Here is a 15,764-nt window from a genome sequence, read left to right on the forward strand (position 1 = left end):
CTCCCGGCGCAACTTCCACCACAGGGTGGGCTGGAGGCATGGCGGCACCATGGTGAGCCCGCGTTGTCGCCGCCCAGACGCGGCAGACGACCGGGGCGCGCCCGGCCTTCCGCCGAGGGCGGCCTCGCGAGGCCAGGGGACGCACGGGAGGAGGCGGCGCCTGGGGGCGCAGCGCCTTCCAATCGGCTTGCGCCGGGGGCCTTACGCTCCTGGAGACCCGCCGCACTGGCGCTCATGGTGAGCACCCTGGCCGCGCTGACGCTTGCATGGGAACTCACGCGACGCGACGGCGCGCCGCCAGCGAGCAGGGAGCGTCCAGAAATGGCGTCACCGCACACCTCGCCGGAAGCTGTCCGGGCCGCGGTCCCGCCCTCACTGGCGGACCTCCTCCCCGCGACCGCTGCCCCTCCCATGGCGCGCGACCCGAAAGAAGCATCACCCGTGAAGAAGCCAGACATCGCTCCCTCATCTCCGCCCCCGTCACAGCCATCGCGCTCAGTGGGCACACTGGCCCGGCGCGCCGCCGCCACGGCTGCCGCCTGCACCGCGCTGGCTTGCCCGAGCGGGCCCGAGGTGCGTCCCGCCCCGCCCTCCGAACCGTGCCCAGAGGGCGCGCTGCAAGCCATGGAGGCGCGAGGTCTCCGCGTGGGTGAGCTGGGCTCTGTGATCTTCGCCCGAGGCACTCCGAAAAGAATCACCGTGAGCGAGGGCTGGGTGCGCGTCCGCATCGGGGCCACGCCCTATGAACTGGCGAACGCGACTTTGAGCGGACGGCTCAACGTGAGCGAGCGGGTCTACGGTCGCTTCACGGAAGCAGAGAGGGACGGCGAGCGCTTCCCGGTGTGCATGGAACTCTACTACCCAGGCGATAACGAGCGCGGCACGCCGCGCGTGTCAGGAAACCATCCACCCGCCGAGCCCATCATCGACTCCGTGGCGGGCCTGAAGGTGGTGAGGCGCTTCGAGTGATACCGCGTTCCCGCACCAGGGCGCTCCCGTGATGAATGCCTCCGCGACGGCCCTGCTCATTCACACGCTCATTGTGGCGCAGGCTGCATCCACTCCGCTGCCCCCTGTCGCGTCCTGGGCACAGACAGTGCGGCGCCTCACGGTAGGCCTCCAAGCTCCCCGGGCCGCAACGCCGCCCCCGGAAGTGCGCATCAGCCCTGGAATGGGCACGCTGTTGCTCTTCGACACGCCAGTGGCCCGCGCGGAGCTGGAAGGCGAAAAACGCTTCACTCGCGTCCAACTGGCGGGTGACACCCTGACGCTGATGCCTTCCCCAAGCGTGGAGGACAGCGAGGAGTTGCGGCTGACCGTCCACTTCGCGGACGGCGCCGCGCCCACGAGCGCGACATTCAGGTTGGTGCCCCACCCCACCCTGGCCGACCGTCAGGTGGAAGTCCACCGACAGGCCCGAAGCGCGGACTCGCTCCATGCCGAGTTGCTGGAGAAGGAGGAAGAGCTGCGGCGCCTGCGAAGCGAACTGGCGCGAATGGAGGCTGCCCGGAACCTACCAGATGGCCTCACCGGCATGCTTGCCACCAAGCAACTGGACGCCAATGGCATACGGGCGCGATGGCGCCGTGAACAACTCGTGCTCCATCCGCGCAACGCGCTCAATGTAACGAACGCAACGACCTATCGCGCCGCCACCCAGGTGGCTGTGTTCGTCGAATGCGAGGAACTGCGCGGGGACGCGCCATGGGAGGCCCGGAGCGCGACGCTGGTTCCCCGCGAGGGGGCCGCGCTCCGCGTGCTACGCGTCTGGCAGGCCGCGCCCACCGCCGCGGGCATGGTCGGCCAGTTCATCGTGGAAGCGGAGGCCACGGACACCATGAGCCCGGGCCCCTATACGCTGACCGTCTGGGCGGAGGGCGACAAGCGCTCCGTCATCCTGGGCAACGTGATGTTCCCGTGAGGGCGTCCGCCGGCCGCAAATCATCCCATGCAGCGCCCGTGTCCTCGCAAGAAGCGAGGCGCGTCCCGCGCACACGACACGTCGAGCCGTGGTCCAACGTGTTGCGGGCGGAGGTGCCGCCCCTCCGCTGCGCCTACCGCGTGGCGACGCTCTTCAGCCCCGTTCGTGTCTCGAACTCCTGGCGCAGTCGCTCCAGCTCCGCCGAGTCCTCGCATCCCAGGATGAATGAGAAGGTGGGCTGAATCGGGTGCCGGTAGAGCAGCAGCGCGGCGTCTCCCCTCTCGTACAGCGCGCAGTGTTCAGCAGGCGGGATGCGCTTGAAGCCCTTCTCCTCGGCCAGCGCAGTCACCACGTCCGAACGATAGCGAACTGCGGCATCTGCATCATCCGGTGACGAGAACTTCCGCCGGAATGGCAGTTGCGGCAGGCGAAGCTCCTTGAAGGCCTCGCAGTAGAGGAATTCCTCCAGCCCTACGTACTGGAGAGAACTGGCCTCGGGGGGATAGTTCTTCTCCAAGGCCCTTCGGACGACCAAGCAGTCATCGGCTCCGTGCGGATGAGACCGGTCTAGAAACCAATCAAAGCTGGAAGGTCCATTGTCTCCAGCCACTGGAATGTACCGTCCGCGTTGAAGCCAGGCCTTTGCGATGTAGACACTGAGGGTTCCTGCAATTGAAAAGGATGCCTCCGCAAGCTCCAGCCCGCCCATGTTCTCTCCCATTGTCTCCAGGAAGCGACGGTAGATGCCTGGTAAGGGGCCCGCATAGTCCTCCAGCACTTCAATCTCGGTCTCATCCGCCGAGACAATCCCCTGAGAGAAGCCTGGACGGTATTTCTCGACGAACTCGACGAATGCTTTCATTGTGGCGTCCTGAGTCACGAACACTCCTTCTTGCAATACATGGCAGGGAGGTTCTCCTGGCAGCTTGAACACGATGGGACGTTCTCGCCATTTTCGAATGTTTGCTCGCGCTCTTCTGACTCGGAGAGTTGCTCCGTATCGATGTCGTCCATGCGGACCCGAAATTTTACTCTGGGCCCTCGGTCGGGTTTGAATCCCTCAACCGTCGGGTAGAACAGCCGCTCGATAAGTTGAGCAGGCCTGTGGTGCTCACACCTTTCCACGATTTGTTTAGCGGCACAGTCCCAAACTTCCTGTTGGGCACCGGAGTCCACGGGCGGGCTTGCGCACTGGAAACCGACCGACTCCACGGCTTTGATGAATCCGGGAGGCGCATGGCCAGAACTGGCTGCAAGCTTCTTTCCTTTCTGGCATATGCACACCATGACGCCAATCATGTAGCCCTTGGTATAAGAGCCACTATTGCGACCATGTCGAAGCACCGCGCTGGTTTGGAAGTAGTCTTCGAGGGTGGCAATCCGAGCCCTCAAGGAGGCGAGTTCGTCTGGCAACCTAGCCAGTTCTGCTCTCTCGGAAGGGTTGGGCCCTCTCCCGCTTCTTCTGTTCTCAGCGGTGTTCTTCTTCTCCAGTTGTTTGAGCCGAATAGCCTTGGCTCTCTCCTCCTTTTCCAATTTGGCGTACTCAAGAATTTGCTGCTTCTGTGCATCGAGCGCTGCCTGGAGCCGTTCAAACAGCGCCGCAATCGCCGTCTGCGTCTCTTCTCCCGCCTCCAGCGGGTGCGTCTTCCCGCAGAGCGAGCACGAAATGTCATCGCCGTAGATGACGGTCATGACGCCGGAGGCCTGGATGATGCCCGTCATGGTGGCGGCATTCGCGGGGCTGCCGGACGGGCCGCAGTTGTTGAGCATGGGGTCGCCCAACAACTGCACATTCCTCCCCTCGATTTTGACGTTCATCGAGCCAGGGCCGATGAACTTCGTCGGGCCGTGGGTGTTGCTGGAGACGAGGCCACCTCCCGTCCCCTTGCTGGCCAGGTCCCCCTTGCTGCCGAAGCTGGCGCCGGCGATGGCGACGGAGTGCCCGTTGATGGTGACTGTCTTCGAGTACCCTTCGGGCGAATCGCCGCTGTTGCCGATGTTGGGCAGGGGCGTGGGCACGAAGGGCGTCGGCGGGCCGGGCATCTTGCAGACGTTGGGCAGCGTGGCCGCGGCGACGCCCGCGCTGCCTTGGGTGACGGGCGTCCTCGGGAAGTTGACGGTTACCTTGGCCATGGCTTCACTCCTCCTTCACTTCCGGACAGTGGCTCTTCCAGCAGTGCGGCGGCGCGCAACCCGGCTTCCGAACTGCCCCAGAGTAGCGCGCGGGAGCCGCTCGCATACCGACGCCGCCAGGACTGCGCGCAGAGGACGAGGTTCAACGCCCCCGTGGCGGCGCCCACCTCGCCGCAACTGCTCACAGGCGTGTGAATGACAGAGGCGTCGCGGAACGCGGCCCCCAGCCGCAGGGCGACGAAGCCCCACTCCTCGGAGCGGTAACGCTCGCCGTTGAGGTCGCTGTGGACGCACGCCACCACCTCGCGCGTGTCCTCCAGCGGCACGAGCGCCTCCCCTACGGCGGCCGTCAGTCCCTCGCCCAGGTTGAGGTCATCCGTGTGAATGAGCTTCGTCTCACGGGCCGTGGCGGCGGCGCGCACCGTGGCGTGAGGCGCGAGCCTCCACCGACGCGCATCCGGAGCGGCCATCACCGCGACGAAGGCCGCGGCCTCGCCGGGGGCGAAGCCCGTGCGCGCCCCTTCTTCCAGCCACTGGTTCCGCTCGCGCAACCAGGCCAACGTTTGGACGTCGTGGTAGCTGTCGACGCCCCCGACAATCACCAGCGGACAGCGGGCGGCGCGACCCACCCGTGTCGCGGCGTCTCGGAGTCCCTCCAGCGCCGAGGCGTGGCCCGTCAGCCGAGGCTCCACCCGCAGGCGCAGGCGCGCGCTCCCGAGAGCCGCGAGCGCGGCGACGACTCGCGCGGCATCCGCGGCCTTCCAGCCCGGGCGCTCCTCGGGAAGTCCCACCAGCACCGGCACGTCAACATCCTCCGGGGGATGGCGGGTGCCAGCCGGCGAGGACTTCCTCCAACGCCATGGCCCCCAGTGCGGCCATGCGCGCCGCACCGCTCCACTCCTGCGCGTCCAACAGCCCGTCCCTCGCGATGAAGGAATCGGCCTGACGCCCCAGCTCCGGCACCTGGACGCGCCGCACGCGGCTGATGCCCGCACGCACCGCCGCCGCGACGCTCTCCGCCGTCGTCCCCACCGGGGCACGCGCTCCCGATGCCACGAGTACCGCGTCGACGCCCATGTCAGTCCGTCCTCTCGGTAATGGCTGTGAAGTCGAGGCGCTCGGTGTCCTGGGGACCGACTCTCAAGCTCGTCTGGAAAACCATGCGCACCTTCATCACCTCGGGCTCAATGACGACGGTGCCCAGGGTGGCCTCATGGAAGCGCCGGACGGCGCCGAACCAGGTGGTGAAGCCGAAGCGCAGGCGCGGCAGCGTGAAGTGGAGCGTGCCCTTCGGCGTGAGGTGCACCAGGGCCACCTTCTCTCCGCCCACGAGGCGGCGTGAAGGCCGCTGGTCAGCAGGCGCGCAGAGAGCAAAGCGCTCGTCGAAGTCTCGCGGCAGCAGCGGGTATCGCGTCTTCCGCCAGGCCTCGTCGAAGGTGCCTGCCAGTTCGAGCCGCGGCGACCAATAGCTGGCGATGGGGCCAAAGCCAGCCGGCCCCGGCTTCGCTGGGTTGCCCCGCAGGTATTCGATGCGGTGGGCGGGCTGGTCCACCAGATGCGCCTCCCGGCTGGCCACCCCGCGGCCCACGGGGTTGCGCGAGTCACTGACGTGCTTGCGCGTGTCCGCGTCGCGCGTGTCGGTGCCTCCCCAGGCCCACTCGTAGAGAATGGGCTGGGTGACGAAGGGCTTGGGAGACGATGGCCTCACGCCCGCAAGGCCGCGCGTATGGAAGCGCTCTCCGTGCACCACGAGCATCTTGTCCACATCGTGGATGCGGACGGCCACCTCGACGCTGGGCGCGGGCCGCCCACCGGGCGCATGGGCACAAGCGTTGATGAGGACGTCGGTGTTCAGCTTGGGGGCGACGAGTTCGGCCTCGTAGCGCAGACTGGAGCGCCCAGGCTCCCCCCAGTAGACGGGCTCCCGCAGTGGAGGCTCCTGCGCGTCGGCTGGGCGGAGGTGGCCCGCGTCGTCGACGTCGAAGGTCGCCTTGAGCGCGATGACCCAGTGGTGGTGGCCGTCCTTGTCACGGATCCACGTCCGCTCCGCCGCATAGGGTGTCTGGTTTTGAAGTACCCACATGGTTGGTGACGAGGCGTGCCGAGTGAAGGAGCGCGGCTTAGGGCCTGCCCTCAGCGCAGGCCGCTGTCGAAGGACCGCGTGTGGATTCGGGCGCTGGCTGCCCGGGCCTTGGCCTGCTCCGCGCGCTGGACGTGCGTGAAGGCCCGAGTGCGCACCATCAACGTGCCTTGACTCCGCAGCGCCAGCTCGCGGGCGAGGACATGGCGGCGCCGCATGGGGCTGGTTTCCAGCGCCTCCACCAGGACGCTGCCATTGAAGGGGCGGCCGAGAAGGTACCTCGTCCCCTTCGCGAAGCGCTTCTTCTCCGCGTCCCACCAGCCCCGAACGGCGGCCACATTCGGCCAAGGCAAGTCGTCCTCGGGCCTGGGCACCAGGTCCGCGTCCAGGTCCTCCTGCAACTCCGGCGGCGGAGGAGCACCCTCGGGCCTTTCGCCAGGGAGCAGGGCGTAGGGCGCCTCCAGCCGAAGGCCTGTCATGGCCGAGAAGGCCTCCCCGGCCAGTTGTGCCACCACGGGCACCTCCAGGTACGCGACGCACGCCTCCATGGCCGCCACCCGGCCGCTGAAGCCCAGGGCCCAGAGCGCATGGGGCCGGAGTTGCTCCGCATCCAGCAGCCCCAGTAGCAAGGAGATGTCCGTCTCACTGCCGCCCATGGCGAGCAGCACCATGGCCTCGAGGCTGTGTGCATCGCGGGCGTGCACGGCGGTGCGGCACGTCTCCCAGGCTGACCTCACGCCAGACGCAAGTCCCGCCTCCATCGCCGCCGCGCGAACGCTGGGGTGGGCAGAGTCCAGCAGGCTGGGAAGCAGCCCTCGCGCAGCGTCTTCCGGCAAGGGCAGGGCCGCACGCAGGGCCGCAACCCGCGCCCGCTGCTCGCCATGGGTGAAGAAGTGCGCCAACACCTCCGGAGGTGCCTCCTGGCGAAACGCCAGCGCCTCCAGCACCTCGGCCTGCGGCGCGGTGTCCTCCCGCCTCAACACGTCGAGCAGGCGTGCGCCCAGCCCTGGAGCCTCGCTGAGCTCCAGTGCCCGTCGAATGGCGGCACGCGCTTCGGGCTCGGCCTCGCGGAGTCGCAGCAGGACTTCGTCCACCTCGCCGAGGGCCAGCAGCGAGAAGGCCGCCGCGCAGATGCGGAAGGCGTCCTCTGTCGCGAAGGCGGGGCGCAGCACGGATTCAACCGAGGTGGATGCACCCACCACCAGCCCGTCCAGGTGCGCGAGGAGGAGTTCCTCCAACCTCACAACCTCCATCAGTGAAAAGTCTGGCGCCCCCAGCGCCTTCTCCCACTGCAGCCACCGGAACTCGGCCTCGTCGAGGTGCTCCTCCAGCACGTCTACCAACACCATGGTGCCTGCCCCCCTCGCCTCCGCGAAGCGCCGCTGCAAGGGCTGACATGAACGCGCGAGGGATGTCTTTCTTCGCTGGCAGCCGACGCGTGAGAGCCATTGCCTTGGTTGCAGTGGCGATGGCGAACATTAAGTGGAGAACGCGAGACCGGGACAACACGTGCCAAACCCCATACGGCAAGTCGCCGTCAGCCTGTGAACGGAACGGGCGGTGGCGTGGCTTGATTGGAGCAGCGCCCGTCAATGACATCGCCCTTCGGGGCGACGCAGCTCACGGGCCAATGCCGCCCAGGGCACCCGCCCGTGGGCGGCCGTGGCCGACGTCTTCCGGCACGGACTGGGGAGCGCAAGTCGACGGACGCGGGCGCGAAGCCGCCGCTCGTCTCCAGGGAGAGAGAGCGGCCGTTCTCCCAGCCTCACCCGCACGCGGGGGCCTCCGTCCAGGCAGGGGCACAACGGACACTTGTCGTGTTCCCCCCGAACCATGGGCCCATCCCCCTGTCCCCACTGAGGACTGGTGGACACCACGACCACGGGCCGACATCAATGTTCGACAGTGGCCACGTCCACGTCTTATGTCCCAGGACATGACCCCCGCACCCACGGAGGTGCTGCTGTTCACCCTGAACGGCCAGCGCTACGGACTGCCCGCCCCCGATGTGCGCGAGCTGGTACGCGCGGCGCGCCTGACGCCGCTCCCGCGCGCGCCCGCCGTGGTGGAGGGCCTGCTGGACCTTCGGGGAGAGCTGTTGCCGGTGCTGGACCTGCGCCTGCGCTTCCGCCACCCGCCCCGCCCGCTGTCCCCCATGGACCACTTCATCGTGGCCTCCGCGGGCGACCGCCGCGTCGTGCTGCGCGTGGACCGGGCCGAGGGCCTGCGCGTCCTCACACCGGATGAGTGGGACGCCACGCCGCGCCAGCTTCCGGGCGTGGGCTATGTGGCGGGCGCCGTGAAGCTGAAGGACGGGCTCGTCCTGGTCCATGACCTGCGCACCTTCCTGTCCGAGGCCGAGGCCCTGGAGCTGGAGGCCGCCCTGGCCGCGCCGCAGGAGCCGGAGCCCGCGTGAATTGGGGCCCCTGGAGCCACCCGGGTTATGCGGCCGTGCTCGCGCTCGTGGAAGAGCGCGCCGGGCTGGTGCCGCCCAGTTGCCCCGCATCCGCCGAGGAAGGCATCGCCCGCGCCATGGAGCGGGCCGGGCTGAAGGACTTCGACGCCTACCGCGTGCGGCTCGCGGAAGAACCCTCCGCGCTGGATGACCTGCTCATCGAGCTCACCGTCGGGGAGACGTATTTCTTCCGCACGCCTGAGCACTTCGAACACGTGCGGAGCGTCGTGCTCCCGGAGCTGCGCGAGCGCCATGGCCCGAACCACACCGCGCGGATGTGGAGCGCCGCGTGTTCGTCCGGCGAGGAGCCCTACTCCATCGCCGCGCTGCTGCTGGGCGAAGGCTGGGACGAGCACATGACCGTGTACGCCACGGACGTGTCGCGCGGCGCGCTCGGCCGGGCCCGGCAGGCCCACTACGGCGACTGGTCCCTCCGCGGCGGCTGGGCGGACCGGATGCGCGCCCACCTGCGCGCCGAGGGACGCCGGTACGTGCTGTCACCCGAGGTGCGGAAGCACGTGCGCTTCAGCTACCTCAACCTCGCGCTCGACACCTGGCCGTCGGCGGATAGCGGCATCTGGAAGCTGGACGTCATCTTCTGCCGCAACGTCCTCATCTACTTCAACCGGCCCACCATCGAAGCCGTCGCGCGCCGGCTCCATGACGCGCTGGATGAGGGCGGCTACCTCTTCACCGGCCCGTCGGACCCGCCGCTCGGCGGGCTGGCGCCGCTGGAGTCCATCCTCACCGAATGGGGCGTGCTGTACCGCCGGCCCCTGCCCGGAGCCACCCTCTCCCTGCCCATCCCGGCCGCCTGGAGCCCGTCCTCCACCGGCGTCCCCGGAACCGCGTCCCTGGGCACCACCACGACGGGCCTGCCCTCCGGCTCCGAATCCTCCACGGGGGGACCGCGCTCCCGGGTGCATCCGCTCCGAGCCGTCCAGGCGGATCCGCGGCCAGAACGACGGCCCCCGCCTGGAGTCCCCCGGAGCGGGCGGGACCTCCTCCCAGGCGGAAGGAACGCGCGTGGCGGGCCAGCCCCAGGCCGGCGCGGGGACCGTCCTCGGGAACACAGCGGGCACCGGTGCCCCCGCCTCGCGGCCCGTCACCCTCCCCGGGGCCGAGACACCGACGCACGCCCCCAGCGCGGCGGCCATGCACGCGGCACGGCAGGCCCTGGCGCGGGGCCACTGGCGCGAAGCGGCCCAGCACCTAGGGGCCTTGGACTCAGACGCGGACACCGCCGCCATGGCGGTGCGCGCGCTGGCGAACCTGGACGCCGCCGCCGCCGTCTACGCCTGCACCGAAGCAGCCGCCCGGCATCCCTTGGTGGCGGGGCTGCGCTACCTGGAGTCCCTGCTGCTGCTGGGCCAGGGGCGCGCGGCGGACGCGGAGCGCGCTGTCCGGCAGGCGCTGTACCTGGAGCCCACACTCATCGTGGCGTGGCTCATCCTCGGGCGCGTGCTACGCAGGCACGGCGACGCGTCCGGTGCCCTGAAGGCCTGGCGCGAGGCGGAGCAACTGTGCAACGCCCTGCCTCCGGACGCGCCCGTGCCCCACGCGGACGGCGAGAGCGCCAGCAGGCTGGCCGAGGTGGCGCGTGGAGAGCGGTCACGCATGGAGGCAGCCCAGGCTGCCGGTGAGGAGCTGAGCTGATGCCGGGTTCCGGCGGAATCGACTGGGAAGCCACACGCGCGCGGCTGGCGCGGCTGGCCAACCTGGAGCAGGAACAGGGCGCCTTGTCGCCCGAGGAGGCCACGGCGCTGCTGGAGGCCCGCGCCCGGGCACTCTCGCGCGAGCCCCGTCCCCAGGTCGACCCTGGCACCTTGCGCGAGGTGGTCCGCTTCAAGGCCGCTGGCCAGCGCTATGCCCTGGAGTCCCGCTTCGTGCTGGAGGTGGTGCGCGCGCCGGAGCTGGTGACACTGCCGGGCGCGCCCCCGCGCTGCGCGGCCTCACCCTGATGCATGGCGAGGTGCTTCCCGTGGTGGAGCTGGCGCCGCTCTTCGGACGCGCGCCTTCGGACGCCGCGGGCCCGCTGCTCGTGGTGGGCGTGGGACGGGCGGAGCTGGGCGTACGCACCGAGGAAGTGGAGGAAGTCACCGTGCTGGCGGGCAGTGAGCTGCTGGCGCCGCCCACCTCCCTGAACGACGCCGCCGGACACCTCGTGTCCGCTGCCGACAGGGAAGGCACCCTGGTACTGGAGGGAGAGGCGCTCCTGGGTGACAGTCGCCTCATGTTCGATATGTCCGGCGAAGGAGCAGTATGAGCATCGGGAACCGCATCGCACTCGGATTCGGACTGTCGCTACTGATGTTGCTCATCGTGGCGGGTGTGTCCTTCCAGGGCGCCAATCAGCTCACGACGAGCACGGCGGGCCTGCTGACAGCCCATGAGAACTTCCGCATCATCCGCGAGGTCCGCGCGCTGCTGATGGACGCCGAGTCCGGCCAGCGCGGCTTCATCCTCACGGGGGATGAGTCCTACCTGGTGCCCTATCGGGAAGCGACGGTGGCGCTCCAGAATGACCTGTCCCGCCTGCGCGACACCATGGCGAACCACCCCCACCAGCGGGCGCGCCTGAACCGGCTGGAGCCCATCGTCACCCAGCGGGTGAACCGACTGGAGGACGGCATCCGCCTGCGCAGCCAGGAGGGCCTGGAAGCCGGAGCGAAGTTCGTCCAGGCCGGCCAGGGCCGGGAGGTCATGCTCCAGGTCAAGCAGGTCATCGACGAGATGCTGGTGGCGGAGCAGGAGCGCTGGGACGAGCACGCCGCCGCCGCCCGGGACATGGCCCAGCGCATCCTCTGGGTGCTGGGCATCGGCACGCTGCTGGGCGTGCTCATCGTCGGCGGAGGCAGCTACATCATCACCCGCGGCATCACCACGCCGCTGCGCGCGCTCATGGTGGGCGCCGAGCAACTGGGGCGCGGGAAGCTGGAGCACCGCATCGACGTGAAGGGCCAGGACGAGACGGCCCAACTGGCGCGCGCGTTCAACGACATGGCGGAGAAGCGCCAGCAGAACGAGGTCCAGTTGGAGAAGGAGTCCGAGCAGCGCGAGCACACGCTCCGCACCGTGGCGGAGTTCGTCAACCAGCTCGCCGGCGCCAGCGCGGAAATCCTCTCCAGCACCACCGAGCAGGTGGCCGGCGCCCAGGAGCAGGGCAGCGCGGTGACGGAGACGGTGAGCACCATCGAGGAAATCACCAAGACGTCCGAGGAGGCCGCGGGCCGCGCCCGCGCGGTGAGCGACTCCGCCCGCCACGCAGAGGACGTGGGCCGCAGCGGCCGCCGCGCCGTGGAGGAGGCCGTGGGCGCCATGGGCGCGGTGCGTGAACAGGTGGAGTCCATCGCCTCGCGCATCCTCGCCCTGGCCGAGCAGGCCCAGGCCATTGGCGACATCATCACCACCGTCAACGACATCTCCGAGCAGACGCACATGCTGGCGCTCAATGCCTCCATCGAAGCCAGCCGCGCCGGCGAGCACGGCCGCGGCTTCGCGGTGGTGGCCTCCGAGGTGAAGGCCCTGGCGGACCAGTCCAAGAAGGCCACCGGCCAGGTGCGCCAGATTCTGGGGCAAATCCAGAAGGCCACCCACGGCGCGGTGATGACCACCGAGGAAGGCACCAAGAGCGTGGCCACCGCCACCCGCGTGGTGTCCGAGGCGGGCGCCAACATCCAGACGCTGTCGGACCTGCTGGCCCAGGCCTCGCTGACGGCGGCGCAGATTGCCGCCTCCGCCAACCAGCAGGCCACCGGCATCGGCCAGATTCGTCAGGCCATGCATGACGTGAATCAGGCCACGCAGCAGGCCCTCATCTCGTCGCGGCAGACCGAGCGCGCCATGCAGGACCTCAACGGCATGGGCCAGAAGCTCAAGGGGCTGCTCGGAGAGTACGGGCGCTGATGGACCGCGACCGGTTGGCCCAAGCGCTGCTGGCCACGTTCCTCGAGGAGCTCGAGGGCCACGTCGTCTCGCTCAACCGCGAGCTGCTGGCCCTGGAACGAGAGACCGTGCCCGCGCGCATGGCGGAGCGCGTGGCGTCCCTGCTGCGCACGCTGCACAGCGTGAAGGGCGCGGCGCGCGCGGCCAGCGCCACGCGGGTGGAGACGGCCTGCCACCGCATGGAGGAGCTGCTGGAGCAGGTGCGGGACGCGGGCGCCGGCACGCCCGACGTGTACGAGCTGTGCTTCACCACCGTGGACGCGCTCGACGACGCGGGCCGGCGCCGGCCGCGCGGGAGGACCTGGCGGGCTCGCCCCTGGAGAAGCTGCTGCCCCAGTTGGAGCGCGCCGTCGGACGCCGGGCCGGCGCGCCCGCCCCCACGCGCGCCGAGCCGCCACCGCCGCCTCCGCCCATGCTGACGGACGCGGTGCCCGCCCCGGCCAGCGTGGAGCCACATCCAAGCGGCGGCGCGTCCGCCGGAGCCGAAGCGCTGCCCGTGCGCGTCTCCGCGCAGAAGCTGGACGCGCTGCTGGCACGCAGCGGTGAGCTGCGCGTGGCGACGCTCCGGCTGGAAGGCCGCGCGGACGCGCTGGAGTCGGTGCGCGAGGCGCTGGCGCAGGCCCGCGAGGCGGTGCTCGGCACGCCCGGCGAACAGGCGCTGCTGCGCGCGGAGACGGAGCTGGCGCGGGTGACGCTGGAGCTGGCGGCGGACCGCCGGACGCTGGGCGGCGTGGCCACGGGCCTGGACGACGAGGTCCGCCGCGCGCGCACCCTGTCCTTCGAGGAAGGCTGCGAGGGCCTGGAGCGCGCCGCGCGCGACGTGGCGCGCAGCCTGGGCCGACAGGTGCGGCTGGAGATTCATGGCGGCGCGTTGGAGCTGGACCGCTCGCTGCTGCAGGGCTGCGCGAGCCGCTGCTGCACCTGGTGCGCAACGCCGTGGCCCACGGCCTGGAGCGCCCCGAGGAACGCCAGCGACTGGACAAGCCCGCCGAGGGACGCCTCCTCCTCACCGCGCGCCTCAAGGGCAGCCGCGTCGAGGTGACGGTGGATGACGACGGGCGCGGCCTGGACCTGGGGGCGCTGCGGGAGCAGGCGCGCGCCCGGGGCCTGCGGGTGCCTGACAGTGACGAGGAGGCCGCGCGGCTGGTGTTCCTGGCCGGCCTGTCCACCGCGACGAAGGTGACCCAGGTGGCTGGCCGTGGCGTGGGCCTGGACGTGGTGCGCATGCACGTGGAGGGGCTGCGCGGCAGCGTGGAGGTGACGACCCGACCGGGCGAGGGCACCCGCTTCATCCTGGACGTCCCCCTCACGCTGAGCACGCTGCGGGTGCTGCTGGTATCGGCGGGCGGGCAGACGCTGGCGCTGGCCAGTGAGAGCGTGGCGCGGCTGGTGCGCCGGCGCCCGACGAAGTGCGCGACGTGGAGGGCCGCCCCGCGTGGGCCTCCGGTGACGCGCTGGTGCCGTTGGCCTCGCTGGCGGAGGTGCTGGGGCTGCCGCCCGGCCCGCCTCGCGCGCGGCGGGGCGCGGTGGTGCTGGCCGCGGGCAGCGCGCGCGCCGTGGTGGTGGTGGATGAAGTGCTCGCCGAACAGGAGGCGCTGGTGCGTTCCCTGGGCCACCGCGTGCGCCGGGCCCGGCACGTGTCCGCGGCGGCGGTGCTGCCGGACGGACGGCTGTCGCTTCTGCTCAGCCCTGTATCCCTGGTCCGCGCGGCGGGTGGTCGCCCGGCGGCTTCGCTCTTCCCCGCCCCCGCCGCCCAGCGGACGCGGCGGCGGGTGGTGCTGGCGGACGACTCGCCCACCACGCGCGCGCTGGAGCAGAGCATCCTGGAGAGCGCGGGCTATGAAGTGGTGGCCTGCGTGGACGGCGCGGACGCCTGGGAGCGGCTCCAGTCGGGCGGCGCGGACGCGCTGGTGCTGGACGTGGAGATGCCGCGCATGGACGGCTTCGCCCTCACCGAGGCGGTGCGGGCCTCGCCGCGCTTCTCCCGGTTGCCGGTGGTGCTCGTCACCGCCCGTGGCAAGCCAGAGGACAAGGCGCGCGGCCTGCAAGCCGGCGCGAGTGCCTATCTGGTGAAGAGTGCGTTCGACCCGACGAGCCTGCTGGAGACGCTGAGACGACTGCTATGAAGAACGACCCGTTGCGCATCCTGGTGGCCGAGGACTCGCCCACCGCCCGACGCCTGCTGGTGGAAATCGTCCGCGCCGACCCCGCCCTGACGGTGGTGGGCGAGGCCAGGGACGGCGTGGAAGCGGTGGAGCTGGCCCAGCGCCTGCGGCCCAGCCTGGTGACCATGGACATCCAGATGCCGCGGATGGACGGCCTGGAGGCCACCCGCCGCATCATGACGGAGGTGCCCACGCCGGTGGTGGTGGTGTCCACCCTGGTGGAGCGCGACATCCAGACGTCCATGGCCGCGCTGCGCGCCGGCGCGCTCGCGGTGCTCCAGAAGCCCCTGGGCCCGGAGTCCCCGGACTTCGACGCGGAGAGCCGCCGCCTGCGCGACACCCTCAAGGCCATGGCCGAGGTGAAGGTGGTGCGCCGCTGGCCGGACCGCGCCGCGCCCCCGCGCCCGTGCCCACCCCGACCGCGCCGCCCGTGTCGCCCACGCGCCCCGGTGTGGTGGCCCTGGCCGCCTCCACGGGTGGTCCGGCGGCGCTCTTCCGCCTCCTGTCCGAGCTGCCCGCCAGCTTCCCCGTCCCCCTGCTGGTGGTGCAGCACATCGCCATTGGCTTCAGCGAGGGCCTGGCGCAGTGGCTGCGCACCGCGGGGCCCTTGCCCGTGAAGGTGGCGGAGGATGGCGAGCCCCTGCTCCCCGGGCATGTGTATCTGGCGCCGGATGATCGCCACCTCGGCGTGCAAGGCGAGGGCCGGGCGGAGGTCTCCCGGGCCGCGCCGGTGAATGGCTTCCGGCCGTCCGCGACGTGGATGTTCCGCTCGGTGTCCCGCGCCTACGGGCCCGCGTCGCTCGCCGTCATCCTCACCGGCATGGGCCAGGACGGACTGGAGGGCGTACGCGAACTCCACGGCGCCGGAGGCCGCATCCTGGCCCAGGACGAGCAGTCCTCCGTCGTCTACGGCATGCCCGGCGTGGTGGTGGGCGCCAACCTGGCCCACGAAGTCGTCGCCCTGCCCGACCTGGCGAGCCGGCTCACCTCGGCTTTCCGGGGTAACGGGGGAGCCTGAGTTACACGCGCCAGAACATTGGATTTTAAAACATCCACAGGATTCTC

General features: G+C 70.4%; 13 protein-coding genes and 3 pseudogenes. 10 read left to right on the plus strand and 6 right to left on the minus strand.

What is annotated here, in order from left to right:
* The first annotated feature begins 699 nt into the window (after positions 1–699).
* Entirely contained in the window at positions 700–969 is a 270-nt protein-coding gene (locus QEG98_RS38205) for a hypothetical protein (protein WP_316564831.1), read from the plus strand.
* Between the two features lie 31 nt (positions 970–1,000).
* The gene (locus tag QEG98_RS38210; RefSeq protein WP_316568032.1) at positions 1,001–1,921 is read left to right on the plus strand and encodes a DUF2381 family protein; all 921 of its coding nucleotides are present in this window, start codon (positions 1,001–1,003) and stop codon (positions 1,919–1,921) included.
* A gap of 133 nt (positions 1,922–2,054) precedes the next feature.
* Here the strand turns inward: QEG98_RS38210 and QEG98_RS38215 are convergent, their stop codons facing one another.
* The 6 genes from QEG98_RS38215 to QEG98_RS38240 are packed head-to-tail and all read right to left on the minus strand — an operon-like array spanning position 2,055 to position 7,483.
* Entirely contained in the window at positions 2,055–2,801 is a 747-nt protein-coding gene (locus QEG98_RS38215; protein WP_316564832.1) for a hypothetical protein, read from the minus strand.
* Entirely contained in the window at positions 2,798–4,054 is a 1,257-nt protein-coding gene (locus QEG98_RS38220; RefSeq protein WP_316564833.1) for a PAAR-like domain-containing protein, read from the minus strand. Before QEG98_RS38220 ends, QEG98_RS38215 begins: the two co-directional genes overlap by 4 nt.
* Positions 4,042–4,857 (minus strand): hypothetical protein, encoded by an 816-nt coding sequence (locus QEG98_RS38225; protein ID WP_316564834.1) that lies wholly within the window; start codon positions 4,855–4,857, stop codon positions 4,042–4,044. The genes QEG98_RS38220 and QEG98_RS38225 overlap by 13 nt, the downstream gene beginning before the upstream one ends.
* Before the next feature lies 1 nt (position 4,858).
* Complete coding sequence (locus QEG98_RS38230) at positions 4,859–5,131, minus strand: hypothetical protein (protein ID WP_316564835.1); 273 nt, start codon at positions 5,129–5,131, stop codon at positions 4,859–4,861.
* 1 nt (position 5,132) lies between these two features.
* Positions 5,133–6,137, minus strand: coding sequence for a DUF2169 domain-containing protein (locus QEG98_RS38235; protein ID WP_316564836.1), 1,005 nt, complete (start codon positions 6,135–6,137; stop codon positions 5,133–5,135).
* Positions 6,138–6,187: 50 nt separating this feature from the next.
* Complete coding sequence (locus QEG98_RS38240) at positions 6,188–7,483, minus strand: TIGR02270 family protein (RefSeq protein WP_316564837.1); 1,296 nt, start codon at positions 7,481–7,483, stop codon at positions 6,188–6,190.
* A gap of 587 nt (positions 7,484–8,070) precedes the next feature.
* Between QEG98_RS38240 and QEG98_RS38245 the strand changes: the two genes are divergently transcribed.
* The 8 genes and pseudogenes from QEG98_RS38245 to cheB all read left to right on the plus strand — a co-directional run bounded on the left by QEG98_RS38245 (position 8,071) and on the right by cheB (position 15,717).
* Positions 8,071–8,550 carry a chemotaxis protein CheW gene (locus QEG98_RS38245; protein WP_316564838.1) on the plus strand — a complete coding sequence of 160 codons (480 nt, stop codon included), beginning with the start codon at positions 8,071–8,073 and terminating at the stop codon, positions 8,548–8,550.
* A gap of 116 nt (positions 8,551–8,666) precedes the next feature.
* Positions 8,667–9,236: pseudogene (locus QEG98_RS38250) on the plus strand (CheR family methyltransferase); the annotation flags it as partial.
* A 379-nt stretch (positions 9,237–9,615) separates the two neighbouring features.
* Entirely contained in the window at positions 9,616–10,245 is a 630-nt protein-coding gene (locus QEG98_RS38255; RefSeq protein WP_316568070.1) for a hypothetical protein, read from the plus strand.
* Positions 10,245–10,550: a hypothetical protein gene (locus QEG98_RS38260; protein WP_316564839.1), complete on the plus strand. Its 306-nt coding sequence runs from the start codon at positions 10,245–10,247 to the stop codon at positions 10,548–10,550. The genes QEG98_RS38255 and QEG98_RS38260 overlap by 1 nt, the downstream gene beginning before the upstream one ends.
* Positions 10,550–10,855, plus strand: a complete 306-nt coding sequence (locus tag QEG98_RS38265) for a chemotaxis protein CheW (protein ID WP_316564840.1) — start codon at positions 10,550–10,552, stop codon at positions 10,853–10,855. Before QEG98_RS38260 ends, QEG98_RS38265 begins: the two co-directional genes overlap by 1 nt.
* On the plus strand, positions 10,852–12,495 hold the full coding sequence (locus tag QEG98_RS38270; RefSeq protein ID WP_316564841.1) for a methyl-accepting chemotaxis protein: 1,644 nt from the start codon (positions 10,852–10,854) through the stop codon (positions 12,493–12,495). The genes QEG98_RS38265 and QEG98_RS38270 overlap by 4 nt, the downstream gene beginning before the upstream one ends.
* A pseudogene (locus tag QEG98_RS38275) lies at positions 12,495–14,660 on the plus strand (response regulator). The gene QEG98_RS38270 and the pseudogene QEG98_RS38275 overlap by 1 nt, the downstream one beginning before the upstream one ends.
* Positions 14,657–15,717 (plus strand): annotated as a pseudogene (gene cheB / locus QEG98_RS38280) (chemotaxis-specific protein-glutamate methyltransferase CheB). Before QEG98_RS38275 ends, cheB begins: the two co-directional pseudogenes overlap by 4 nt.
* Positions 15,718–15,764: the final 47 nt, after the last annotated feature.

The organism is Myxococcus sp. MxC21-1, from assembly GCF_032612255.1.
Classification (GTDB): Bacteria; Myxococcota; Myxococcia; order Myxococcales; family Myxococcaceae; genus Myxococcus; species Myxococcus virescens.

Excerpts from the sequence above, each read along its gene's own strand:
- QEG98_RS38240 (WP_316564837.1), bottom strand. The coding sequence starts at position 7,483 with ATGGTGTTGGTAGACGTGCTGGAGGAGCACCTCGACGAGGCCGAGTTC.
- QEG98_RS38260 (WP_316564839.1), top strand. The coding sequence starts at position 10,245 with ATGCCGGGTTCCGGCGGAATCGACTGGGAAGCCACACGCGCGCGGCTG.
- QEG98_RS38230 (WP_316564835.1), bottom strand. The coding sequence starts at position 5,131 with ATGGGCGTCGACGCGGTACTCGTGGCATCGGGAGCGCGTGCCCCGGTG.
- QEG98_RS38220 (WP_316564833.1), bottom strand. The coding sequence starts at position 4,054 with ATGGCCAAGGTAACCGTCAACTTCCCGAGGACGCCCGTCACCCAAGGC.
- QEG98_RS38270 (WP_316564841.1), top strand. The coding sequence starts at position 10,852 with ATGAGCATCGGGAACCGCATCGCACTCGGATTCGGACTGTCGCTACTG.
- QEG98_RS38235 (WP_316564836.1), bottom strand. The coding sequence starts at position 6,137 with ATGTGGGTACTTCAAAACCAGACACCCTATGCGGCGGAGCGGACGTGG.
- QEG98_RS38265 (WP_316564840.1), top strand. The coding sequence starts at position 10,550 with ATGCATGGCGAGGTGCTTCCCGTGGTGGAGCTGGCGCCGCTCTTCGGA.
- QEG98_RS38245 (WP_316564838.1), top strand. The coding sequence starts at position 8,071 with ATGACCCCCGCACCCACGGAGGTGCTGCTGTTCACCCTGAACGGCCAG.
- QEG98_RS38210 (WP_316568032.1), top strand. The coding sequence starts at position 1,001 with ATGAATGCCTCCGCGACGGCCCTGCTCATTCACACGCTCATTGTGGCG.